This window comes from Klebsiella sp. I138 (assembly GCF_051131765.1).
GTDB lineage: Bacteria > Pseudomonadota > Gammaproteobacteria > Enterobacterales > Enterobacteriaceae > Klebsiella.
Genome location: NZ_CP180447.1, coordinates 83,600 through 105,511, shown reverse-complemented (window position 1 = coordinate 105,511; position 21,912 = coordinate 83,600). Strand labels below are relative to the sequence as shown.

Annotated in this window: 21 protein-coding genes; 8 read left to right on the top strand and 13 right to left on the bottom strand. The window is 55.3% G+C overall.

What is annotated here, in order from left to right; genetic code table 11:
* Window positions 1-4: 4 nt before the first annotated feature.
* The gene (gene acrD, locus ACMYSK_RS00450) at window positions 5-3,118 is read left to right on the top strand and encodes a multidrug efflux RND transporter permease AcrD (RefSeq protein ID WP_434639365.1); all 3,114 of its coding nucleotides are present in this window, start codon (window positions 5-7) and stop codon (window positions 3,116-3,118) included.
* A 137-nt stretch (window positions 3,119-3,255) separates the two neighbouring features.
* On the opposite strand, the gene ypfM is transcribed toward acrD, so the two are convergent.
* Window positions 3,256-3,315: a protein YpfM gene (ypfM, locus tag ACMYSK_RS00445; RefSeq protein WP_100181659.1), complete on the bottom strand. Its 60-nt coding sequence runs from the start codon at window positions 3,313-3,315 to the stop codon at window positions 3,256-3,258.
* Window positions 3,316-3,724: 409 nt separating this feature from the next.
* Here ypfM and ACMYSK_RS00440 point away from each other — a divergent pair, with 409 nt between their 5' ends.
* Genes ACMYSK_RS00440 through ACMYSK_RS00430 form a run of 3 tightly spaced genes read left to right on the top strand, consistent with a single transcriptional unit; the run spans window position 3,725 to window position 5,442 of the window.
* Window positions 3,725-4,081: an ArsC family reductase gene (locus ACMYSK_RS00440; RefSeq protein WP_434639363.1), complete on the top strand. Its 357-nt coding sequence runs from the start codon at window positions 3,725-3,727 to the stop codon at window positions 4,079-4,081.
* Between the two features lie 3 nt (window positions 4,082-4,084).
* A complete protein-coding gene (gene dapE / locus ACMYSK_RS00435) occupies window positions 4,085-5,212 on the top strand; it encodes a succinyl-diaminopimelate desuccinylase (protein ID WP_434639361.1) in 1,128 nt (375 codons plus the stop codon).
* A 29-nt stretch (window positions 5,213-5,241) separates the two neighbouring features.
* Complete coding sequence (locus ACMYSK_RS00430) at window positions 5,242-5,442, top strand: YpfN family protein (RefSeq protein WP_434639359.1); 201 nt, start codon at window positions 5,242-5,244, stop codon at window positions 5,440-5,442.
* A 101-nt stretch (window positions 5,443-5,543) separates the two neighbouring features.
* On the opposite strand, the gene ypfH is transcribed toward ACMYSK_RS00430, so the two are convergent.
* The 6 genes from ypfH to dapA all read right to left on the bottom strand — a co-directional run bounded on the left by ypfH (window position 5,544) and on the right by dapA (window position 12,076).
* On the bottom strand, window positions 5,544-6,242 hold the full coding sequence (gene ypfH / locus ACMYSK_RS00425) for an esterase (protein ID WP_434639357.1): 699 nt from the start codon (window positions 6,240-6,242) through the stop codon (window positions 5,544-5,546).
* A gap of 76 nt (window positions 6,243-6,318) precedes the next feature.
* Window positions 6,319-8,319, bottom strand: a complete 2,001-nt coding sequence (locus ACMYSK_RS00420; RefSeq protein ID WP_434639356.1) for a tRNA(Met) cytidine acetyltransferase TmcA — start codon at window positions 8,317-8,319, stop codon at window positions 6,319-6,321.
* A gap of 12 nt (window positions 8,320-8,331) precedes the next feature.
* On the bottom strand, window positions 8,332-9,201 hold the full coding sequence (ypfJ, locus tag ACMYSK_RS00415; protein ID WP_434639354.1) for a KPN_02809 family neutral zinc metallopeptidase: 870 nt from the start codon (window positions 9,199-9,201) through the stop codon (window positions 8,332-8,334).
* Window positions 9,202-9,322: 121 nt separating this feature from the next.
* Window positions 9,323-10,036 carry a phosphoribosylaminoimidazolesuccinocarboxamide synthase gene (gene purC, locus ACMYSK_RS00410; protein WP_434639352.1) on the bottom strand — a complete coding sequence of 238 codons (714 nt, stop codon included), beginning with the start codon at window positions 10,034-10,036 and terminating at the stop codon, window positions 9,323-9,325.
* 110 nt (window positions 10,037-10,146) lie between these two features.
* Complete coding sequence (gene bamC, locus ACMYSK_RS00405; protein ID WP_434639350.1) at window positions 10,147-11,181, bottom strand: outer membrane protein assembly factor BamC; 1,035 nt, start codon at window positions 11,179-11,181, stop codon at window positions 10,147-10,149.
* Window positions 11,182-11,197: 16 nt separating this feature from the next.
* Entirely contained in the window at window positions 11,198-12,076 is an 879-nt protein-coding gene (dapA, locus tag ACMYSK_RS00400; RefSeq protein ID WP_434639349.1) for a 4-hydroxy-tetrahydrodipicolinate synthase, read from the bottom strand.
* A gap of 153 nt (window positions 12,077-12,229) precedes the next feature.
* On the opposite strand from dapA, the gene ACMYSK_RS00395 reads away from it, so the two are divergent.
* Window positions 12,230-12,799, top strand: coding sequence for a glycine cleavage system transcriptional repressor (locus tag ACMYSK_RS00395; protein WP_434639348.1), 570 nt, complete (start codon window positions 12,230-12,232; stop codon window positions 12,797-12,799).
* 3 nt (window positions 12,800-12,802) lie between these two features.
* Entirely contained in the window at window positions 12,803-13,273 is a 471-nt protein-coding gene (gene bcp, locus ACMYSK_RS00390; RefSeq protein ID WP_100683280.1) for a thioredoxin-dependent thiol peroxidase, read from the top strand.
* Window positions 13,274-13,354: 81 nt separating this feature from the next.
* On the opposite strand, the gene ACMYSK_RS00385 is transcribed toward bcp, so the two are convergent.
* Window positions 13,355-14,422, bottom strand: a complete 1,068-nt coding sequence (locus tag ACMYSK_RS00385; RefSeq protein ID WP_434639347.1) for an AI-2E family transporter — start codon at window positions 14,420-14,422, stop codon at window positions 13,355-13,357.
* 225 nt (window positions 14,423-14,647) lie between these two features.
* Between ACMYSK_RS00385 and bepA the strand changes: the two genes are divergently transcribed.
* Together bepA and arsC are read left to right on the top strand one after the other, a co-directional pair.
* Complete coding sequence (gene bepA / locus ACMYSK_RS00380; RefSeq protein WP_434639345.1) at window positions 14,648-16,111, top strand: beta-barrel assembly-enhancing protease; 1,464 nt, start codon at window positions 14,648-14,650, stop codon at window positions 16,109-16,111.
* A 9-nt stretch (window positions 16,112-16,120) separates the two neighbouring features.
* Window positions 16,121-16,480 carry an arsenate reductase (glutaredoxin) gene (gene arsC, locus ACMYSK_RS00375; RefSeq protein WP_434639343.1) on the top strand — a complete coding sequence of 120 codons (360 nt, stop codon included), beginning with the start codon at window positions 16,121-16,123 and terminating at the stop codon, window positions 16,478-16,480.
* Window positions 16,481-16,566: 86 nt separating this feature from the next.
* On the opposite strand, the gene ACMYSK_RS00370 is transcribed toward arsC, so the two are convergent.
* From ACMYSK_RS00370 to bglK, 5 genes are all read right to left on the bottom strand, one after another.
* Window positions 16,567-17,268 (bottom strand): DnaA inactivator Hda, encoded by a 702-nt coding sequence (locus ACMYSK_RS00370; protein ID WP_434644382.1) that lies wholly within the window; start codon window positions 17,266-17,268, stop codon window positions 16,567-16,569.
* 94 nt (window positions 17,269-17,362) lie between these two features.
* Complete coding sequence (gene uraA / locus ACMYSK_RS00365) at window positions 17,363-18,652, bottom strand: uracil permease (protein WP_434639341.1); 1,290 nt, start codon at window positions 18,650-18,652, stop codon at window positions 17,363-17,365.
* 96 nt (window positions 18,653-18,748) lie between these two features.
* Window positions 18,749-19,375, bottom strand: a complete 627-nt coding sequence (upp, locus tag ACMYSK_RS00360; RefSeq protein ID WP_004866196.1) for a uracil phosphoribosyltransferase — start codon at window positions 19,373-19,375, stop codon at window positions 18,749-18,751.
* 183 nt (window positions 19,376-19,558) lie between these two features.
* Window positions 19,559-20,989 (bottom strand): 6-phospho-beta-glucosidase, encoded by a 1,431-nt coding sequence (locus tag ACMYSK_RS00355; RefSeq protein ID WP_434639340.1) that lies wholly within the window; start codon window positions 20,987-20,989, stop codon window positions 19,559-19,561.
* Between the two features lie 10 nt (window positions 20,990-20,999).
* Entirely contained in the window at window positions 21,000-21,893 is an 894-nt protein-coding gene (bglK, locus tag ACMYSK_RS00350; protein WP_434639338.1) for a beta-glucoside kinase BglK, read from the bottom strand.
* Window positions 21,894-21,912 lie beyond the last annotated feature (19 nt).

Genomic DNA, 21,912 nt, shown 5'->3' with positions numbered 1-21,912 from the left:
TCTGATGGCGAATTTTTTCATCGATCGCCCCATTTTCGCGTGGGTTCTGGCGATCCTGCTATGCCTGACCGGAACGCTTGCAATCTTATCGCTTCCCGTTGAGCAATATCCCGATCTTGCACCGCCTAACGTGCGTATTACCGCCAACTATCCTGGCGCTTCCGCACAAACGCTGGAAAATACCGTCACCCAGGTTATCGAGCAGAATATGACCGGCCTCGATAATCTGATGTATATGTCTTCGCAGAGTAGCTCTGCGGGCCAGGCGACCATTACGCTGACATTTACCGCCGGAACGGACCCCAATGAAGCCATGCAGCAGGTGCAAAACCAGCTGCAATCGGCGATGAAAAAACTGCCTCAGGATGTGCAAAACCAGGGGGTAACGGTACGTAAAACCGGTGATACCAACATCCTGACCATCGCTTTCGTCTCCACTGACGGCAGTATGGATAAGCAAGATATCTCCGACTACGTGGCCAGTAACATTCAGGAGCCGCTCAGCCGCGTCAACGGCGTGGGCGACATCACGGCCTACGGTTCGCAATACTCAATGCGTATCTGGCTGGATCCGGCCAAACTCACCAGCGTGCAGATGACGGCAAAAGATGTCACCGATGCCATCGAATCACAAAATGCCCAGATTGCAGTCGGCCAGCTTGGCGGCACGCCGTCGGTCAACAACCAGTCGCTCAATGCCACCATTAACGCCCAGTCACTGCTGCAAACGCCGCAGCAGTTCCGCGATATTACGCTGCGCGTGAATCAGGACGGTTCGCTGGTCACTCTCGGCGATGTGGCAAAAGTCGAACTGGGGGCGGAAAGCTACGATAACCTCAGCCGCTATAATCGCAACCCGGCCTCCGGCCTCGGTATTCAGCTGGCCTCCGGGGCCAATGAAATGCAGACCGCCGAGCTGGTGCTCAATCGTCTGGATGAGCTATCGCAGTATTTCCCCCACGGCCTTGAATATAAAATCGCCTACGAAACCACCTCTTTTGTTAAAGCGTCGATTCATGACGTGGTGAAAACGCTGCTGGAAGCTATCGCGCTGGTCTTCCTTGTGATGTATCTGTTCCTGCAAAACATCCGGGCGACGCTGATCCCAACGATTGCTGTACCGGTGGTTCTGATGGGGACCTTCGCCATCCTGTTTGCCTGCGGCTACAGTATCAACACCCTGACGATGTTCGCGATGGTGCTGGCGATAGGCCTGCTGGTGGATGATGCCATCGTGGTCGTCGAAAACGTCGAGCGCATCATGAGCGAAGAGGGCCTTTCGCCGCGTGAAGCGACACGCAAATCCATGGGCCAGATCCAGGGCGCGCTGGTCGGGATAGCGATGGTGCTATCGGCGGTATTTATCCCGATGGCCTTCTTCGGCGGCACAACCGGCGCAATTTATCGCCAGTTTTCTATTACCATCGTGACAGCAATGGTGCTGTCGGTGCTGGTGGCGATGATCCTCACCCCTGCGCTGTGCGCCACCTTGCTAAAACCCATAAAGAAAGGTGAGGAGCACGGAAAAAAAGGCTTCTTCGGCTGGTTTAACCGCATGTTCAACCGCAATGCCAACCGCTACGAAACCGCCGTTGGCCGAATCCTGCACCGCTCACTGCGCTGGATAATGATCTACGTGCTGCTGCTGGGGGGAATGGTGCTTCTGTTCTTACACCTCCCCACCTCGTTCCTGCCTCAGGAAGACCGTGGGATGTTCCTGACTTCCGTGCAGTTGCCCAGCGGTTCGACCCAGCAACAGACCTTAAAAGTGGTGCAGAAAGTTGAAGATTATTTCTTCAGCCACGAACAGGCCAACATTGCCTCTATTTTTGCGACCGTCGGCTCCGGCCCCGGCGGCAACGGGCAGAACGTTGCGCGTATGTTTATCCGGCTGAAAGACTGGGACGATCGCGATGCGAAAACCGGCACCTCTTTTGCGATAATTGAACGGGCGACAAAAGCCTTTAACAACATTAACGAGGCGCGCGTCTTCGCCACCAATCCACCGGCAATCAGTGGACTGGGCAGCTCAGCCGGTTTTGATATGGAGCTTGAAGACCATGCCGGTAACGGACACGCGGCACTCATGGCGGCCCGAGACACGCTGCTTGAGCTGGCAGCGAAAGATGACCGACTCACCCGGGTTCGCCACAACGGCCTCGACGATAGTCCGCAGCTACAAATTGATATCGATCAGCGCAAGGCCCAGGCCCTGGGCGTAGCCATAGACGATATTAACAATACGTTGCAAACCGCGTGGGGCTCGAGCTACGTGAACGATTTTATGGACCGCGGCCGCGTGAAGAAGGTCTACGTTCAGTCCGCTGCCCCTTACCGCATGCTCCCAGACGATATTAACCTGTGGTACGTGCGCAACAGCAGCGGCACGATGGTGCCGTTCTCTGCATTTGCCACATCGCGGTGGCAAACCGGCTCCCCGCGCCTGGAGCGCTACAATGGCTACTCGGCGGTAGAAATCATCGGCGAAGCCGCGCCGGGTATCAGTACCGGTACCGCGATGAATATCATGGAAGAACTGGCCCAGCAGTTGCCAAACGGCTTTGGTCTCGACTGGACGGCCATGTCCTATCAGGAACGTTTGTCCGGCGCTCAGGCACCGGCGCTGTACGCCATCTCGCTGCTGGTGGTGTTCTTATGTCTGGCGGCGCTGTATGAGAGCTGGTCTATCCCCTTCTCGGTCATGCTGGTGGTGCCGCTGGGGGTTATCGGCGCGCTGCTGGCTACCTGGATGCGCGGCCTTGAAAACGACGTTTACTTCCAGGTTGGCCTGCTGACGGTTATCGGCCTGTCGGCGAAGAACGCCATTCTGATCGTCGAGTTCGCGAATGAGCTAAACGAGAAAGGGGAAGACTTACTCGCCGCCACGCTGTCGGCCTGCCGCCAGCGCCTGCGCCCGATACTGATGACTTCGCTGGCGTTTATTTTTGGCGTTCTGCCGATGGCGACCAGCACCGGCGCCGGCTCAGGCAGTCAACATGCCGTGGGTACCGGGGTGATGGGTGGGATGATTTCCGCCACGGTTCTGGCCATCTTCTTCGTCCCCCTGTTCTTCGTGCTGGTGCGCCGACGCTTCCCGCAAAAAGAACGCCCGCAATAACCAGGCCGGGTCCTGAGCGACCCGTTCCTTGCCGAATAAATAACAAAAAGGCGACTGCAATAGTCGCCTTTTTTATCTGTTTACAGCCGCCAGGCCATTATTTTGGCTGTGCGATTACCCTGCTCACATTGCGGAATTTATTTACGAAGCATACCTTCAATAAAATCTTTCCAGTTCCCTAGTTCATGTTCAATCATAATAGCCTCTCTTATTATTATGGGTGATTTTATGCAAATTGGTTGGTGATGGGAAGGACATAAAAGTTATCGCTGCGATTGCTACACATCGCTTGAATGCCCATACCCTCGCTGATTTGCCGCTACTATGGGCCTGAGAGTGTAAATTTAATGTGACGTATAGCAACATTCTGCAACATCATGTCTGTTTTAAGATTATTTCTACTGCGGGCACCTTGCCTTTTATCCCCGCGCTGGCTGGCGATATCTCGTTTATCGCGCATAAAATGGCCAATATTCGCCCAGACCTTACAATGATGCTAAAAAATGATATTTATTAACGCCATTACCGTATTATTTTATACGGTCTTATATATTCGGAAATTTCTGAGTTAATCGCTTAATTCAACGTAAAAGAAAAGGTTTAATTATGCTGACTATGTATGGAATCAAGAACTGCGACACCATCAAAAAGGCCCGCCGCTGGCTGGAAGCGAATCACATTGAATATCGCTTCCATGATTATCGCGTTGATGGCCTGGATCGCGAGTTATTAAACACGTTTATCGCCGAACTGGGCTGGGAGGCGCTGCTCAACACCCGCGGTACCACCTGGCGCAAACTGGATGAAACGGTGCGCGCCGGTATCAAGAACGCCGATACCGCCGCTTTGCTGATGCTGGAAATGCCGGCAATTATCAAACGCCCATTGCTCTGCGCGCCCGGGCAGCCTATGCTGCTGGGCTTCAGTGAACTCACTTATAAGAAGCTTGTTAACGAGGTATAGTCTATGTCTTGCCCGGTCATTGAGCTGGCTCAGCAGCTTATCCGCCGCCCTTCCCTCAGCCCCGATGATGCGGGATGCCAGGCGTTAATGGTCGAACGCCTGCGTGCGATTGGCTTTACCGTTGAACCGATGGATTTCGGTGATACGCAAAACTTCTGGGCCTGGCGCGGGCGCGGCGAAACGCTGGCCTTTGCCGGCCATACTGACGTTGTTCCAGCCGGCGACGCTGACCGCTGGATTAACCCGCCCTTCGAACCCACCATTCGCGACGGCATGCTCTTTGGCCGCGGCGCAGCAGATATGAAAGGCTCCCTGGCCGCGATGGTTGTTGCCGCCGAGCGCTTTGTCGCCCAGTATCCGAATCACAAAGGTCGTCTGGCCTTTTTGATCACCTCCGATGAAGAGGCCAGCGCCCAGAACGGAACGGTGAAAGTGGTCGAAGCGCTAATGGCTCGTAACGAGCGTCTGGACTACTGCCTGGTGGGCGAACCATCAAGCACTGAAGTCGTCGGTGACGTGGTTAAAAACGGCCGCCGTGGCTCACTCACCTGTAACCTGACCATTCACGGCGTACAGGGCCATGTCGCCTACCCGCACCTCGCCGATAACCCAGTTCACCGCGCAGCGCCCATGCTGACGGAGCTGGTGGGTATCGAGTGGGATAAAGGCAATGAATTCTTCCCCCCCACCAGTATGCAAATTGCCAACGTGCAGGCGGGTACCGGCAGTAATAACGTCATCCCCGGCGACATGTACGTCCAGTTCAACTTCCGCTTTAGTACCGAACTGACCGATGAAATGATTAAAGCCCGCGTCGTCGCGCTGTTGGAAAAATATCAGCTGCGCTATACCCTGGACTGGTGGCTGTCCGGTCAGCCGTTCCTCACCAGCCGTGGTAAACTGGTCGAAGCGGTGGTGAACGCCGTTGAGCACTATAATGAGATCAAACCTCAGCTGCTGACCAACGGCGGCACCTCCGACGGTCGCTTTATTGCCCGGATGGGTGCGCAGGTGGTTGAGCTGGGGCCGGTGAATGCGACTATTCACAAAATAAATGAATGTGTGAATGCCGCCGACCTGCAGCTGCTGGCGCGGATGTATCAACGCATCATGGAACAACTGGTCGCCTGACGACCTCGACGTAAAAAGAGGAAGCGCACATGGAATGGCTAATTAACCACTGGTGGATTCTGGTGCTGGTATTTTTGGTCGGCGTCATGATTAACGTCATTAAGGATCTTAATCGCGTTGACCACAAAAAGTTTCTCGCCAATAAGCCGGATCTGCCGCCCCATCGTGATTGCAACGATAAGTGGGACGACGATGACGACTGGCCGAAGCACGACCAGCCGAAGAAGTAAGTTCAGACTCTCCCCCGATAAGCGTCACGCTACCGGGAAGTCCCCGGATAGTGGCGTGATACGCCTTATCCGGGGGCTGCATTCGCAGGAGAAATACGCGATTAGAGCAGTTCGATAATGTCGTCATCTTTCGGCGTACTGCCGCTTAACGCTTCGTCAAAATAGTGCTTCGGCACGGTATAGCGCAGGCGTTCAAGAGCAAACTGCATGCTGCGATCGTCAATCGCATGCCCCAGATCGTCAACGATATCCAGCGTCACATCACCACCAGCCTGCTGAAGCGCCTCCTGTGCCGATACCGCCCATGCCAGATCGATAACGCGATCCTCACCGCCGTGAATCAAATGGATGGTCGTCGCGGTGGTTGCCGACTGCGGAAGCGTCGCATAGCGTCCGTTAAATGCGATAACCCGCGATGCCAGACCAGGCTCGGCTTTAAGGCTTTCAAGAGACATAATGGCCCCCTGGGAAAAACCAATCAGCGCCGTTGCCAGCGAACCCACGCCACTCTGTTTCTGCCAGTAGCGCACGGTCTCAATAAAAGTCGGCATAATCGCATCAACGCGCGACTGGCGATTTTCCTCTGTCACACCCTGGACGGAAAACCACTGGCGGCCCGGCGGCGGGCCACAAGGCTCCGCGCCACCAATGCTGACGATCAGCGCATCCGGGAACTGCGGCGCAAACAGGCTACCGATCTGCCCCATTGAAACCGGGTTATCTCCGACGCCATGAAACAGCAACAGCAGCTGTTGGGCAGGTGTCGCAGGGCTTTGTACAATAAAATGGTCGTGTTTCATGGCTGTCTCCTTAGTCTACGTGGGCAGTTTACGCCGCACGCGGAATATGACCATGACATTTAACTGAATGAGTTAGTTAAAAAAATTGCAGTTCTTCGATCTGCTGGCGCAGTCTCGCGGCCCGAGAAGCGTCCAGACTGAACAATGCCTGTCCCGCCTCGTCGCGCATTCGGGCCAACAGCGCTTTGCGTCCGGGCAGCCTCAGGCCGGTGCAAATCACCGCTTCATCCTGCCCTTGCAGACGAGCACGAAGCGCCGCAAGCGGTAACTCGGTATACGACAACAGGCGATTCAGGCTGCCGACCGCCGCCAGCAGCGGGCGATGGGCAAACGCGAAGCCCGCGGCGTCCAGCCAGTCATCTTCTGTAAGCATAGCTGCTGGTACCGCCGACAGCGGCAACGACGTTTCACGCCACTCCTGCAGCCAGAACTCATCGCGCACCAGGCGCTGCGACTCCTGCTCAACCAGTTCATGCCCTGCGGCGGTTAACGGATAAAGCGCCATCGCCGTATAGCACCCGCTACTTGCCTCACGATGAGCACCTAAGCGCACCAGCGTAAAGCCACAGCGTTGCCAGAAACGCCAAAGCTCAGGCGTGTAACCAAAGCTGACCGAAAGATAATCAAGGCCCTGATACTGCGCTACCGCCCGGGCAATCAGAGCCTGGCCCACCCCTTCGCGCTGACGAGCCGGATGCACGGCAACGCGGGTTATTCGCAGCCCCAGTAACGTAGCCGCCAGCGGGCTACCGCCGTGGGCCGCCAGCGACTGCGCAACCAGATTACCGCGCGGGCGGCGAAACCCGGCCCATACCGCCCGGCTGAGCGCGGGATCAAGCCCGCCCTCCGCCACCAGCCACAATGCTCCGGCAACGCCATTCTCCGCGCGGGCGCAGATAAAGTACTGACCAGGGGCATCCATCATCCGCCGTAGGTCCAGCGGCGATGTGCGGTAATGCGCCCCGGACAGGAGCTGATACATCGCCTCGGCGAGCCCGGCATGCTGTTGCCAGCTATCCTGACTCACCACCTCAAACGCCACCTCACCCGATGGAGAGTGCGTAAAGGTCTCATCGCCAAACAGGAGTAATTCACTGACCAGCGCTTCCAGCGGGCAACCAGGCGCCCAGCGAATGGGGGCATCAAGGCTAAACTGGTGTAAGTGGGGAAAGCTGGCGCAAAACTTGAGCAGAAACCCACGCCCGGTCCCTTCATAGCCCTGGACGGTAGTGGTCAATAAGGTGCGAGGGAAACGGGCGACCAGTTGACGAAGAAGCGGCCCGGGAATGGCTGCCGCTTCATCAACGATGAGCCACGATGCCTGAACATCGCAAGCCAGCAGCGCATCGGGCGCCATAAAGCGAAAACCCTCTCCGGCAAAAGACGCCATGACATCGGTCGCACCGCGCGCCGGAGCGGTGACGATAGCATCGCCCGCAAGCTGGCGTATCAGCATTCCGGCGAGAGCGGATTTTCCCCGACCGCGTTCGGCGGTGACTACAGCAATGCCGGGAGGGAGCGCGGCCAGGCGGGTAAGCACCGCGGCCTGCCCGGTCTGAGGATGGCCGTCAGCTGGCCGCCAGTGCGGCCGCGACAAGTCGTCCGGTAACGTCAGGGGCTCCCCCTGGCGCCAGACGACGGCATCACGATTCACGCAGACTCGCTGACAGAAGCGGTGGACAAAATTTGGGGTTGGAATCGGCTCCGCCGCGTCGCTCCAGCGCAAAGAATCAGCATCAGGCAACGTCGGCCAGCAAGCGAAAGGCGGCGTCAGCAGGATAAGCCAGCTTCCTGCCTTCAGGGTACCGCTCAGCGCGGCAAAGGCCGCCACGTCGAAGCCGCTGCGGGCATCAAAGAAGGCGTGGTGATATTCACGCCCGAGCAAGGATTTCAGCGTACCCGGAGAGATATAAGGCGCCGCGACGGGCAGCGGGCCAACCCACAGCCCGTCGCCAGCCAGGCGTTCACGCAGCAGCAACGCCTGCTGAAGACACCACGCATCGTCACCGCTGAGCACCAGCAGACGACGAATACCTTCTTGCGCCATTTGCGCCGTCAGGTTAAGCAAGTTATCCATGGACGAGAGCAATCAGAGCGCGCGACCAAAGGTATTGCACTGCGCCGGGTCGCCGCTGTCGAAACCACGTTTGAACCAGGTGTAGCGCTGCTCAGAAGTACCATGCGTAAAGCTGTCCGGTACCACACGCCCCTGGCTCTGCTGCTGGAGGCGATCGTCGCCGATGGCTTCGGCGGCATTGAGGGCTTCCTGCAGATCACCGGTCTCCATAACATCCTGCTGCTGCATGTTATGGCCCCAGACGCCGGCAAAACAGTCGGCCTGAAGCTCCATTTTAACCGACAGGCGATTGACTTCCGCCGGCGACGCATTCTGCTGCTGCTGGCGCACTTTCGATTCAATCCCTAGCAGCTTTTGTACATGGTGGCCCACTTCATGGGCGATAACATAGCCCTGAGCAAAATCGCCCCCCGCGCCGAGCTTATTTTTCATCTCGTCATAGAAAGACAGATCAATGTAGACGGTACTGTCCGCCGGACAGTAGAACGGCCCCATCACCGATTGGCCGGCACCACAGCCGGTCCGCGTGGAGCCGCGATAAAGCACCAACTTCGGCTGCGGATACTGACGCCCCATTTTTTCAAAAATAGGTCCCCAGGTGTCTTCTGTTGTCGCCAGGATAACCGAGGTAAACTTTGCGGCTTCATCGTCTTTCGGACTGACGGAACGCTGGGTCGTCGTTTGCTGCTGGCCGATCGGTTCTCCCGTCAGCATGCCGGTTAAGTCAACGCCGTAATAGCCCGCAACCAGCACGATTATCAGCAGGACGATCCCGCCCTTGCCGCTGGGAAGGCGAAAACCTCCACCGCCGCCCATTGGCGAACCCGTACTATTTCGTCTGTCTTCCACATTGTCGCTCTCGCGACGCCCTTGCCAACGCATAGGCACCTCAACATAACAAATTCATTAATATGAGAGATCGTAGGCGCTTAAGAGGAGAATTACCACAGGAAACAACATGCGAAGCGCCAGAAGACGGGGCCGTCCTCTGGCGAAGGGAGAATTAGTCCAGCTTAACGCCCAGGCGACGGGCCACTTCTTCATAGGCTTCAATCAGGCCACCCAGGCTCTGACGGAAGCGGTCTTTGTCCATTTTATCGAGGGTATTTTTATCCCACAGGCGGCTGCCATCAGGCGAGAACTCATCGCCCAGCACGACTTCGCCATTGAACAGACCAAACTCCAGCTTGAAATCGACCAGAATCAGACCCGCGTCATCAAACAGCTTTTTCAAAACGTCGTTGGCTTTGAAAGTCAGTTCCTGCATACGCGCCAGATTCTTTTTGCTTACCCAGCCAAAAGTCTCACAGTAAGACTCGTTGACCATCGGATCGTGCATCGCATCATTTTTCAGGAACAGGTCAAACAGCGGCGGATTGAGTTCAATCCCTTCTTCGATACCCAGACGCTTCACCAGAGAACCGGCAGCGCGGTTACGGACCACGCACTCAACCGGAACCATCTCCAGCTTTTTCACCAGACATTCGGTATCGGAGAGCAGCGCTTCCATCTGAGTCGGGATGCCGGCTTCTTCCAGTTTGCTCATAATGAAATGGTTGAACTTGTTATTCACCATGCCTTTACGGTCGAACTGTTCAATGCGCGCGCCATCCCCTGCTGATGTATCGTTACGGAATTCGAGTACCAACAGATCCGGATTCTCGGTGCTGTAAACGGTTTTCGCTTTACCACGATACAACTCAGCTTGCTTTTGCATCTTTGTCACTCCAGTGAAGATATAGACGATAAAAATTGCGCTTTTCTGCTGACGCACACGTTTGCGTCACTATACAGAAAAAAGGGCCGGATTGCTCCAGCCCTTTTTTATTACTTACTGAATGCGGACTGGAATACGGCCACCAGAGCGTCATTCTGCGACTGCGTCAACGTATGCCCTTTCGGGTCGATGAACTGCAGACTGCTGCGGTTATCGAGGTCGCCGACCTGCAGTTTATAGTCACCGGACACCAGCTGCGGATCGTGAGCGCCCAGCGCCTGCCAGCTGCTGTCAGACAGCGGCTTGTAGGTCAGCGCCATGCTGCCCTGCGAACGGGTGCTATCCGTCACCTTCATGCCCACTTTTTCCAGTGCGCCCGGCAGGCGTTGCCACACCATGTTGAACGGTGCGCGAACAACCAGCATCGGCAGCCCCGTATCATCAGCCGCGCTCTGCACGTCGAAGGTGGCCCCGGCATTTTTCTGCGCCGCGTTCTGAGCGCTGGTGGCGTTCATATCCAGACCTTCGGAAATGACGTTCAGCATCGAAGTACTATACCGTTGCAGAGATGCCGGGTCAGATACCGGCTTCCCGGCCTGCTCCAGGTTCACCAGCTTCACGATTACCGCCTGCTGATAGCCCTGCGGTTTCACAGAGATTTGATAGCGACCACGATACTGCTGGTCTTCATCGAGGCGAGTCCATTCAACCCAGTCGGTATTCAGCGTCTGGCTGGCATCGTCACGTTTGGTGATGACATAGTTCTTAGACTGTACGATGCTGGCAACCTGCGCCCACAGCGAACCGCTACGACCGTTCTCGACCATCAGCGTAGAGGTATCACCATTAAACTGAGTGCGAGCGCCACTCACCAGTGCCAGAGGCTGAGCCGGTGGACGGATATCCAATGCTTTGCCCACGGAGCCTTTGCTGGTGGCAACCGGAATATTATAATCACCCACCTGGACCGGCAGAATCATGCCCGCAGGCGCGTGAAGTTCACTGAGCGGCGCCGCTTGCAGATAAACCTCGTCGCCTCCCACCTGACGTTTATAGCGTGAGTCGGAACTACAGGCCGCGAGAAGCAGGACCAATGAAACACCCGCAACCTTCGTCAGGCGCGACTTCTGTACTGAGTAAGCCATCAAATCTCCCTAAACTTTACAGCAAACCGGCATGCTTCAGCGCTGCGGTAACGACCTGAGTACCGTTTTCGGTAATCGGCGTCATCGGCAGGCGCAGCGTATCGGTTGCCACAAGACCCAACGCCTTACATGCCCATTTCACGGGGATCGGGTTGGGTTCGACAAATAATTTTGTATGCAATGGCATCAGACGTTGGTTAATTGCACGAGCTTGCGCAAATTGGCCTTCTACTGCCAGCCGGCACATATCCGCCATGTCGCGAGCCGCAACGTTCGCCGTTACGGAAATCACGCCCTGACCGCCGAGCTGCATAAAGTCCATTCCGGTCGCATCATCGCCGCTCAACAGAATAAAGTCATCTGAAACCAGCTCTTTGATCTGATGAACACGACTTAAGTTCCCCGTCGCTTCCTTAATACCAATAATATTTTTTACTTCCGCCAGGCGACCGACGGTTTCCGGCAGCATGTCACAGCCGGTACGAGACGGCACATTATACAGAATTTGCGGCAGGTCGGTGTGTTCGGCGATAGCTTTAAAGTGTTGGAACAGCCCTTCCTGGGTCGGGCGATTGTAATACGGAGTGACGGTCAGGCAACCTACAACACCGCTATTGTTAAAACGTTTGGTCAGGCTAATCGCCTCTGCGGTTGCATTTGCGCCGGTACCTGCGATGACCGGGATACGCCCGTCCGCCAGTTCAAGCGTCATCATTACGACATCGCCATGTTCTTCATGGCTCAAGGTCGCGGATTCTCCGGTAGTCCCTACCGAAACGATCGCCGAGGTTCCGCTGGCGACATGGTAATCAATCAGTTTTTTCAGGCTTGACCGGCAGACGTTACCGTTTTCATCCATCGGCGTGACAAGCGCTACAATACTTCCCGTGAACATGGGCCATCCTCAGAGCTGAAGTGCGACAAGATTCTCAATGTTACGTTTGGTGCCGTAATAAAAGCAAGAGACCCGAGGCCATCAGGGATGTTGTATGCCGGTTTTTTTTATGCTTTCCTAATGTTACCTCACCTTTTTAAAGGAAGAACAGGTTTGACCGCCTCATTACAACACTATCTGGTTATTACCGCTTTGGGCGCTGACCGTCCCGGCATCGTGAACACCATCACCCGCCACGTCAGCAGCTGCGGCTGTAATATCGAAGACAGCCGGCTGGCCATGCTTGGTGACGAGTTTACGTTTATCATGCTGCTTTCAGGCTCATGGAACGCGATTACGCTTATCGAGTCGACCCTGCCGCTGAAAGGTGCCGAGCTGGATTTGCTGATCGTAATGAAGCGGACGACCGCGCGGCCCCCTCAGGCCATGCCAAACACCGTCTGGGTCCAGGTTGAGGTACCGGACTCGCCGCACATTATCGAGCGTTTCACTGCCCTGTTTGACGCGTGGAATATGAATATCGCCGAACTGGTTTCTCGTACCCAGGTCAGCGGTGATGACGATTCAGCGCAGTTATTTATTCAGATAACCGCACACAGCCCTGCAACACAAAATGCATCAAATATCGAACAAGCGTTCAAAGCCCTATGTACAGAACTGAACGCACAAGGCAGTATTAACATCGTTAATTATTCACAATATGATGAACAGGATGGAGTTTGAGTAATGAATCCACTGAAAGCCGGTGATATTGCACCGAAATTTAGCTTACCGGACCAGGACGGCGAGGAAGTAAATTTAACCGACTTCCAGGGACAGCGTGTTCTGGTTTATTTTTACCCGAAAGCCATGACCCCGGGTTGTACCGTTCAGGCCTGCGGCCTGCGCGATAACATGGATGACTTAAAAAAAGCGGGCGTCGAGGTACTGGGTATCAGTACTGATAAACCGGAAAAACTCTCCCGTTTCGCCGAAAAAGAGTTGCTTAACTTCACGTTACTGTCTGATGAAAATCACCAGGTCTGCGAGCAGTTTGGCGTCTGGGGCGAAAAATCGTTTATGGGGAAAACCTATGATGGTATTCACCGTATTAGCTTCCTGATAGATAGCAACGGCAAAGTCGAACACGTGTTTGATAACTTTAAAACCAGCAATCACCACGACGTGGTGCTGAACTGGCTGAAAGAGAACGGCTAACGTTCTGCCCGATGCAGGGCGCCGGGTCATGCTTCACTGACCCGGCGTTCGTTTTAATCCCGGCGATCCTCGTCAGGGTTTTTATTTCTCATCTTCCACCACCAGGCCGTCCGGCCAGGCATGAACCACCGCTTTAATGAGCGTCGCCAGCGGAATCGCAAAGAAGACCCCCCAGAACCCCCACAGCCCACCGAAGATAACCACCGACAGGATAATCACCAGCGGATGCAGGTTGACGGCCTCTGAGAACAGGACCGGTACCAGCAGGTTGCCATCCAGCCCCTGAATAATCAGATAGACCGCAAACAGACTCCAGAACTCCGGGCCTGCACCAAACTGGAACAGCGCCACGCCGACTACCGGAATCGTCACCACGAAGGCGCCAATATACGGGATCAGCACCGAGAACCCGACCAGCACCGCCAGCAAAAGCGAATAGTTGAGATCAAACAGGATAAAGCCAATCCACGTTGCCACGCCGACGACAATCATCTCCAGCACTTTACCGCGGATATAGTTGGTAATCTGCTGGTTCATCTCTTTCCATACCTGCCCCGCCAGCCCGCGGTTGCGCGGCAGCACGCGGCGCACGGCGTTCAGCATCTGCTCTTTGTCTTTCAGCAGGAAGAATACCATTAGCGGCACCAGGACCAGATAGACCGCCAGGGTCAGCAGACCGACCAGTGACGCCAGGGAATACTTGACCACCGAATCACCGACGGTCAGCACGCGGTTACGCATATTGTCCGCCATGGCGTCGATAATTCCGGCATCCATCAGCGCAGGATAGCGGCGCGGTACCGTCGCGGCAAAGTCGGAAAGCTTATTGAGCATCCCGGGCATATCGCGAATCAGATAAATACCCTGCTGCCAGGCAACGGGCATCACCACAAACGCCATCAGCAGTAATACGCCCACGAACAGAATCAGCACGAATGAGGTTGCCCAGGTTCGCGAAAGCCCTATGCGCTCAAGCCTGACTGTCGGCCATTCCAGCAAATAAGCCAGCACAATGGCGACCAACAGCGGCGCCAACAGGCCGCTGAAAAAAAACATGATGCCGAATCCGCCCAGCAAAATAACCAGCAGCGCTATCGCTTCTGGATCGCTGAACCGACGACGGTACCACTGCATTAACATCTCAAGCATAAACCCTTCCCTGAAGCGCATAGCGGCAAAAAAACCGAGGGAATTGTATCTAAATGTCACCTGAAAGACTTCGCTTTTATTAGCAAAGCCACAAACATTCACGCTGGTGTGAATATCATATTTTCAATAGTCTCTGCGCCAGCTAAACTCGCATGACGCGCGGAAATGGAACATTACGCCGCCCTATCGGTCAAACTGGCACACCCACATTACAGGACAGAGGTTATGTTCAGGCAGTTAAAGAAAACGCTGGTGGCAACCGTCATAGCGTCGCTGACGCTGGGGTCGATTTTGCCTGCTTTCGCTGACTCCGCAGATACCCTGCCAGATATGGGCACCTCTGCGGGAAGCACACTCTCTATTGGCCAGGAAATGCAGATGGGGGATTACTATGTGCGTCAGCTACGAGGTAGCGCGCCGCTCATCAACGATCCCCTGCTGGTGCAATATATTAACGGCTTAGGCATGCGCCTGGTCTCGCACGCGAATTCTGTGCGCACCCCTTTTCACTTTTACCTGATTAATAACGACCAGATTAACGCCTTCGCATTCTTTGGTGGCAATGTCGTGCTGCACTCTGCCCTGTTCCGCTATTCAGATACTGAAAGCGAGCTGGCATCGGTCATGGCGCACGAAATTTCACACGTCACGCAGCGCCATCTGGCGCGTGCGATGGAAGACCAAAAACGCAACGCTCCGCTGACCTGGGTCGGCGCGCTGGGCTCTATTCTGCTGGCGATGGCCAGCCCGCAGGCAGGTATGGCTGCGCTCACCGGCACGCTGGCAGGGACCCAGCAGGGGATGATCAGCTTTACCCGACAAAACGAAGAAGAGGCCGACCGCATCGGGATTCAGGTGCTACAGCGTTCCGGCTTTGATCCGCAGGCGATGCCTGCATTTATGGGCAAACTGCTCGACCAGTCGCGCTACTCAACTCGCCCACCGGAAATGCTGCTGACCCACCCCCTGCCGGAAAGCCGACTGGCCGATGCCCGTAACCGCGCAAACCAGATGCGGCCGGTCGTCGTGCAGTCCTCGGCCGATTTTTACATGGCCAAGGCCAGAACCCTCGGGATGTATAATTCCGGAGAAAATAAGCTCGACGATGATCTGCTGAACGCGTGGTCGAAAGGCAATATCCGCGAACAGCACGCCTCCCAGTACGGGCGGGCGCTGTTGGCGATGGGAAGCAATAATTACGATCTGGCGCGCAAAACGCTACAGCCGCTGCTGAGCGCCGATCCGCAAAACGCCTGGTATCTTGACCTGGCGACCGATATCGATCTCGGGCAGAAGAAAACGGCCGATGCGATTAATCGCCTGAAAAATGCCCGTGAAATTCGAACCAACCCGGTGCTGCAGCTGAACCTGGCCAACGCATACTTACAGGGTGGTCAAGCGGCAGAAGCAGAGAAAATCCTCAACCGCTACACCTTTAACAACAAAGATGACAGCAACGGCTGGGATTTGCTGGCACAGGCTGAAGCGACGCTCGGCCATCGTGACCAGGAGCTGGCGGCGCGCGCTGAAGGCATGGCGCTGGTCGGCCAGCTCGATCAGGCTATAACCCTGCTGAGTAGCGCCAGCTCGCAGGTGAAATTGGGCAGTTTGCAGCAGGCTCGCTACGATGCACGCATCGATCAGCTGCGTCAGTTGCAGGCACGATTCCGCCCCTATCAAAAAATGTAAGGAGACGACATGTCTGACGCGGTAAAAATCTATCACAATCCCCGCTGCTCCAAGAGCCGCGACACCTTAAGCCTGCTGAAGGCTAACGGTCTCGACCCCGAGGTTGTGCTCTATCTGGAGACGCCGCCGGATGCCGCCACGCTGCGCCAGCTGTTGAAAATGCTCGGCATGGTGAGCGCTCGTGAACTGATGCGCCAGAAAGACGATCTGTATAAATCACTGGATCTCGCCGACCCGCAGATTAGCGAGGATGCGCTTATTCAGGCTATCGTCGACAACCCGAAGCTGATGGAACGCCCCATTGTCGTCAGCCACGGTCAAGCGCGTATCGGCCGCCCACCAGAGAACGTTCTGGACATCGTCAACTGATGCGAATGCGCCATCGCGGTTAACGGCGATGGCGCAGCAAACAGGCTATTCGAATGGGGTTCGCAAAGCGTGGAGATCCGCCACGACTAGAGCCTGAGGATCTCTTTCACGAAAGGAATGGTCAATTTACGCTGCGCGGTAATAGAGGCATGATCGAGCTGATCGAGCGTCATAAAGAGCGAGCGCATTTCGCGGTCTAAACGTTTGAGCAGGAAACGGCAGACATCTTCTGGCATCTCAAAACCACGCAGGCGCGCACGCAGCTGTAGCGCCTGGAGCTTATCTTCATCCGATAATGGCTGCAGCTTGTAGATTTGCCCCCAGTCGAGGCGCGATGCCAGATCCGGCAGCCCGAGATTCAGCTGGCGCGGCGGGCAATCGCCGGTAATCAACAAACGCGTTTTGCCCGATTCAAGGATCCGGTTATACAGGTTGAAGATAGCCATTTCCCACGGCTCATCGCCGGCCACGCACTCGATGTTATCAATACAGACCAGCGAAAGGTGTTCCATTCCGTCGAGCACTTCCGGTACAAACCACGTGCGCTTATCCAGTGGAACATAGCCCACTGCATCGCCGCGCTGGGAGAGCTCCGCACAGGCGGCATGTAACAGGTGACTGCGCCCCGCGCCTTCGCGTGACCAGATATAGATGTACCCGCTGTGTTCCTGCCGCAAAACATTCTGTAAGGCAGCAAGAAGAGAAGGATTATCACCCGGCCAGAAACTCGCGAAAGTTTCATCATCGGGAAGGTACAGTGGCAAAGAGAGCTGTGCCGGTGCGTTCAGATGGACCTCATCATAGGCTTACAGAAAAACGCGAAGAGTTTACCACGAAGTATGCCAGGAGAGAACCGGGCGGGATCGCCGCCCGGTTGCAGGATCAATGTTTTACATCTTCACTGTCGGCCGCATCCAGAATCACCTCTTCCGGACGCAGAACGCTGATCAGTTTGAAGATCAGGCTCAGGCCCACGCCGACAATCGTCGCCAGCGCCATGCCTTTCAGTTCCGCCGCACCAATATGCACTTTCGCACCGCTAACGCCGATAATCAGGATCACCGAGGTCAGAATCAAATTCTGCGCCTTGTTGTAGTCCACTTTCGACTCGATCAGCACGCGGATACCGGACGCGCCGATCACGCCGTACAGCAGCAGCGACACGCCGCCCATCACCGGCAGCGGGATAATCTGAATCGCCGCCGCCAGCTTGCCAACACAAGAGAGCAGAATGGCGAAGATGGCCGCGCCGCCGATAACCCAGGTACTGTAGACGCGGGTGATCGCCATGACGCCGATGTTCTCACCGTAGGTGGTGTTCGGCGTTGAGCCAAAGAAGCCGGAGATAATCGTCGACAGACCGTTAGCAAACATCGAACGATGCAGGCCCGGATCGCGGATCAGATCTTTTTTAACGATATTCGCCGTCACCACCAGGTGGCCAACGTGCTCGGCAATCACCACCAGCGCAGCAGGCAGGATGGTGAGGATCGCAAACCATTCAAAGCGCGGCGTGTAGAACGTCGGCAGGGCGAACCAGTGCGCCTCGGCAATCGGCGTGGTGTCGACAACGCCCATGACAAAGGAAAGCGCGTAGCCAACCAGGACGCCAATCAGAATCGGGATAATGGCCATGAAGCCACGGAACAGTACCGAACCGAAGACCGTCACCGCCAGCGTCACCATCGAAATAATGATAGTTTTGCTGTCCGCCGATTGCCCGTCAGCAGGCAGCAGGCCTGCCATATTGGCGGCTACACCCGCCAGTTCCAGACCGATAACGGCGACAATTGCCCCCATTGCCGCTGGCGGGAACATGACATCCAGCCAGCCGGTACCGGCTTTTTTGACAATAAAGGAGACGAGGCAGAACAGAACGCCACACATAATGAAGCCGCCCAGCGCAACTTCATACCCCAGCGGCAGCAGCAGCAGAACCGGAGAGATAAACGCAAAGCTAGAACCAAGATACGCCGGGATTTTTCCCTTACAGATGAAAAGATACAGCAATGTCCCGAGTCCGTTAAAAAGCAGGACGGTAGCCGGGTTGATATGAAACAGGACTGGCACCAGAACCGTTGCGCCAAACATAGCGAACAGATGTTGCAAACTAAGTGGAATGGTCTGTAAAAGCGGCGGTCTTTCACTCACCCCGATTGCGCGGCGCGTCATAGTGTTTTCCTCTGAGAGTCGTTTATTAGTTGCTGTGAGTTTGTTTTATTCAAAAAAAAGCCGACTCTCAAAGTCGGCTTCTTATTATTTATGCAATTACTTGGTACCAAAAATCTTATCGCCGGCATCGCCGAGACCCGGAATAATGTATCCGTGCTCGTTGAGACCCTGGTCAATGGATGCGGTATACATCTCGACGTCCGGGTGCGCTTTCTCCAGCGCAGCAATCCCTTCCGGCGCCGCCACCAGAACCAGCACCTTAATGCTGGAGCAGCCCGCTTTTTTCAGCAGGTCGATTGTGGCGATCATTGAACCACCGGTTGCCAGCATCGGGTCAACCACCAGCGCCATACGCTCGTCAATATTCGACACCAGCTTCTGGAAATACGGAACCGGCTCCAGCGTTTCTTCGTCACGATAAATACCCACTACGCTGATACGCGCGCTCGGTACGTGCTCCAGAACCCCTTCCATCATCCCCAGACCGGCGCGCAGAATTGGCACAACGGTGATTTTCTTTCCTTTAATCTGTTCGATTTCTACCGGGCCATTCCAGCCCTCGATGGTGACTTTCTCAGTCTCCAGATCGGCAGTGGCTTCATAAGTCAGTAAGCTCCCCACTTCTGAGGCAAGTTCACGGAAGCGTTTGGTGCTGATGTCGTGCTCACGCATCAGGCCCAGCTTGTGTTTGACGAGCGGGTGTTTCACTTCCACAATCTTCATTCTCTTTCTCCTCTGAGGGGCAGCCACAAAAAAAATCGCGGGATTATACCGCTTTTTTCCATTTGCGCCATAGCCGATATGTTTGACCGGGATCAACCAAAATGCTTTGCGCTGCCTGAGCCAGTATAAAACAAAATAAAAAAACCCCGCACAGGCGGGGTTGGACGGGGCTTAAGGGGTGTTTTACAACGTTTCGCCGTTGCTGCTGATAACCTGTTGATACCAGGCGAAAGATTGCTTCCGGCTGCGATCCAGCGTTCCGTTACCTTCATTATCTTTATCGACGTAGATAAAGCCGTAGCGTTTTTTCATTTCACCGGTGCCGGCAGAAACCAGATCGATGCATCCCCACGGGGTATAGCCCATCAGGTCAACGCCGTCTTCTACCACCGCTTTTTTCATCTCGGCAATATGTGCAGAGAGATAATCAATGCGGTAGCGATCGTCCACCGTGCCGTCAGCCTCGCGCACGTCGATGGCGCCAAAACCATTTTCGACAATAAACAGCGGCAGCTGGTAATGATCCCAGAACCAGTTCAGGGAGTAGCGCAGACCCACCGGGTCAATCTGCCAGCCCCAGTCTGACTTCTGCACGTACGGATTAGAGACCAGGCTCTTCGTTTCGTCATAATCGAGCAGCGGATTATCATCGGTGGCCTTGGTGGCAAACGACATGTAATAGCTAAAGCCAATATAGTCGACGCAGCCCTCGGCCAGCGCCTGACGGTCTTCTTCAGTGATATCCAACGCGAAACCGCGACGCGCAAAGTAGTTCAGCAGATGCTGAGGGTACTTCCCACGGACGTGAACATCGGTAAACCAGTAGCGGCGATGCATGGCGTTCATTGCCATCATCATATCGTTTGGCGCGCAGGAGAGAGGATAAATCGGGCACATCGCAATCATACACCCGACCTGCAGCGATGGATTAATATCGCGCGCGGCTTTTACCGCCAGAGCACTGGCCACCAGCTCGTAATGCGCCGCCTGATACATTACCGGCTCGCGATCTTCATTCGGCAGATACTTCAGACCTGAGTTGGTGAACGGGGCAAAATCCTCGTGGAAGTTAGCCTGGTTATTGATCTCATTAAAGGTCATCCAGTACTTCACTTTATGCTGGTAGCGGTTGAACACGACCTTCGCAAAGCGGACGAAGAAATCAATCAGCTTACGGTTACGCCAGCCGCCATACTCGGTCACCAGGTGGTAAGGCATTTCAAAGTGGGAGAGCGTGATCACCGGTTCAATACCGTACTTCAGGCATTCATCAAACAGGTCATCATAGAACTGTAGACCGGCTTCATTGGGTTCCAGCTCATCGCCCTGCGGGAAGATGCGCGTCCAGGCAATCGAGGTGCGGAAGCATTTGAAGCCCATTTCGGCAAACAGCTGAATGTCTTCTTTATAACGATGGTAAAAATCAATCGCCTCATGGTTGGGATAATTTTTCCCCGCCAGTACGCCGTCGGTGATTTCACGCGGCACGCCGTGTGCACCGGCGGTCATTACGTCGGCCACGCTGATGCCTTTACCACCTTCCTGCCAACCGCCTTCCAGCTGATGCGCCGCCACTGCGCCGCCCCACAGAAAACCTTCTTTAAATCCAGACATGTTCTCTTCCTTATGAGCGATCGCCGTTAAGCGATCGGTTTTGCTGATTAAAATGGTAAACCGCCCCCATCAACCCGGCATCGTTGCCGTGACTGACGGTGTCGAGATAGTCCTCAATGCCGAACCAGGCCAAATGCTCACGCAGCAGCGCCAGGAATCCCGGCCGCTCCACAATGCCGCCGCCGATGAAAATCGCCTGCGGATCAAAAATGTTCACCAGGTTATACAGACCGGTACCGAGGCCGTTGAAAAAGTCAGCGACCAGCCGCTGGCAGACCGCATCGCCGGCATCATAGCGGTCGAAGATCTCTTCCCCGGTCACCGCCTCCAGCGATTTACCGACATGCCCGGCATAGCGGTGGCGTAATACGCGCATCGTGCTGTTTTCATTCATTGAGTAACGGCGAACATCGCGGGTACCGGGACGATCGGTTTGCATATAACCGAATTCGCCCGCACGAAAACGCGCGCCATGCACCAGTTGGTTGTGACAAAAGATCGCGCCGCCGACGCCGGTTCCGATCGTTAAGACCAGAAAATCGCTCATATCGGACGCTTTGCCCTGCCAGCGCTCGGCCAACAGGACACAGTTGGCATCGTTTTCGATAGCAACGGGCAGCCCGGTCTGTTGCTCCAGCCAGCTTTTGATGGCGAAATTATCGAATTTTCGGATTGCCCCGCCCATTTCGATAAAGCCGGTGTGCGGGTTGACATAGCCTGGTGCGCTGATTGCTACGCCTTCACACTGCGGATGAGCGCTAATCCACGCCAGCATCGCCTGCAGTATCTGGTCGCCGTCGCTGTCGTTAATCGACTGCTTTCCTTTTTCAAGCAGCGCTCCCGCATCGGTGCTCACGCCCATTTTTAATGCCGTACCACCGATATCAAATGCGGCAATGTTCATCCCGTCCCTTCCTCCTGAA

What these genes read in the sequence shown, in the direction of transcription:
- acrD (WP_434639365.1), top strand. Translation starts at nt 5, where the DNA reads ATGGCGAATTTTTTCATCGATCGCCCCATTTTCGCGTGGGTTCTGGCG.
- ACMYSK_RS00440 (WP_434639363.1), top strand. Translation starts at nt 3,725, where the DNA reads ATGCTGACTATGTATGGAATCAAGAACTGCGACACCATCAAAAAGGCC.
- dapE (WP_434639361.1), top strand. Translation starts at nt 4,085, where the DNA reads ATGTCTTGCCCGGTCATTGAGCTGGCTCAGCAGCTTATCCGCCGCCCT.
- ACMYSK_RS00430 (WP_434639359.1), top strand. Translation starts at nt 5,242, where the DNA reads ATGGAATGGCTAATTAACCACTGGTGGATTCTGGTGCTGGTATTTTTG.
- ypfH (WP_434639357.1), bottom strand. Translation starts at nt 6,242, where the DNA reads ATGAAACACGACCATTTTATTGTACAAAGCCCTGCGACACCTGCCCAA.
- ACMYSK_RS00420 (WP_434639356.1), bottom strand. Translation starts at nt 8,319, where the DNA reads ATGGATAACTTGCTTAACCTGACGGCGCAAATGGCGCAAGAAGGTATT.
- ypfJ (WP_434639354.1), bottom strand. Translation starts at nt 9,201, where the DNA reads ATGCGTTGGCAAGGGCGTCGCGAGAGCGACAATGTGGAAGACAGACGA.
- purC (WP_434639352.1), bottom strand. Translation starts at nt 10,036, where the DNA reads ATGCAAAAGCAAGCTGAGTTGTATCGTGGTAAAGCGAAAACCGTTTAC.
- bamC (WP_434639350.1), bottom strand. Translation starts at nt 11,181, where the DNA reads ATGGCTTACTCAGTACAGAAGTCGCGCCTGACGAAGGTTGCGGGTGTT.
- dapA (WP_434639349.1), bottom strand. Translation starts at nt 12,076, where the DNA reads ATGTTCACGGGAAGTATTGTAGCGCTTGTCACGCCGATGGATGAAAAC.
- bcp (WP_100683280.1), top strand. Translation starts at nt 12,803, where the DNA reads ATGAATCCACTGAAAGCCGGTGATATTGCACCGAAATTTAGCTTACCG.
- ACMYSK_RS00385 (WP_434639347.1), bottom strand. Translation starts at nt 14,422, where the DNA reads ATGCTTGAGATGTTAATGCAGTGGTACCGTCGTCGGTTCAGCGATCCA.
- bepA (WP_434639345.1), top strand. Translation starts at nt 14,648, where the DNA reads ATGTTCAGGCAGTTAAAGAAAACGCTGGTGGCAACCGTCATAGCGTCG.
- arsC (WP_434639343.1), top strand. Translation starts at nt 16,121, where the DNA reads ATGTCTGACGCGGTAAAAATCTATCACAATCCCCGCTGCTCCAAGAGC.
- uraA (WP_434639341.1), bottom strand. Translation starts at nt 18,652, where the DNA reads ATGACGCGCCGCGCAATCGGGGTGAGTGAAAGACCGCCGCTTTTACAG.
- upp (WP_004866196.1), bottom strand. Translation starts at nt 19,375, where the DNA reads ATGAAGATTGTGGAAGTGAAACACCCGCTCGTCAAACACAAGCTGGGC.
- ACMYSK_RS00355 (WP_434639340.1), bottom strand. Translation starts at nt 20,989, where the DNA reads ATGTCTGGATTTAAAGAAGGTTTTCTGTGGGGCGGCGCAGTGGCGGCG.
- bglK (WP_434639338.1), bottom strand. Translation starts at nt 21,893, where the DNA reads ATGAACATTGCCGCATTTGATATCGGTGGTACGGCATTAAAAATGGGC.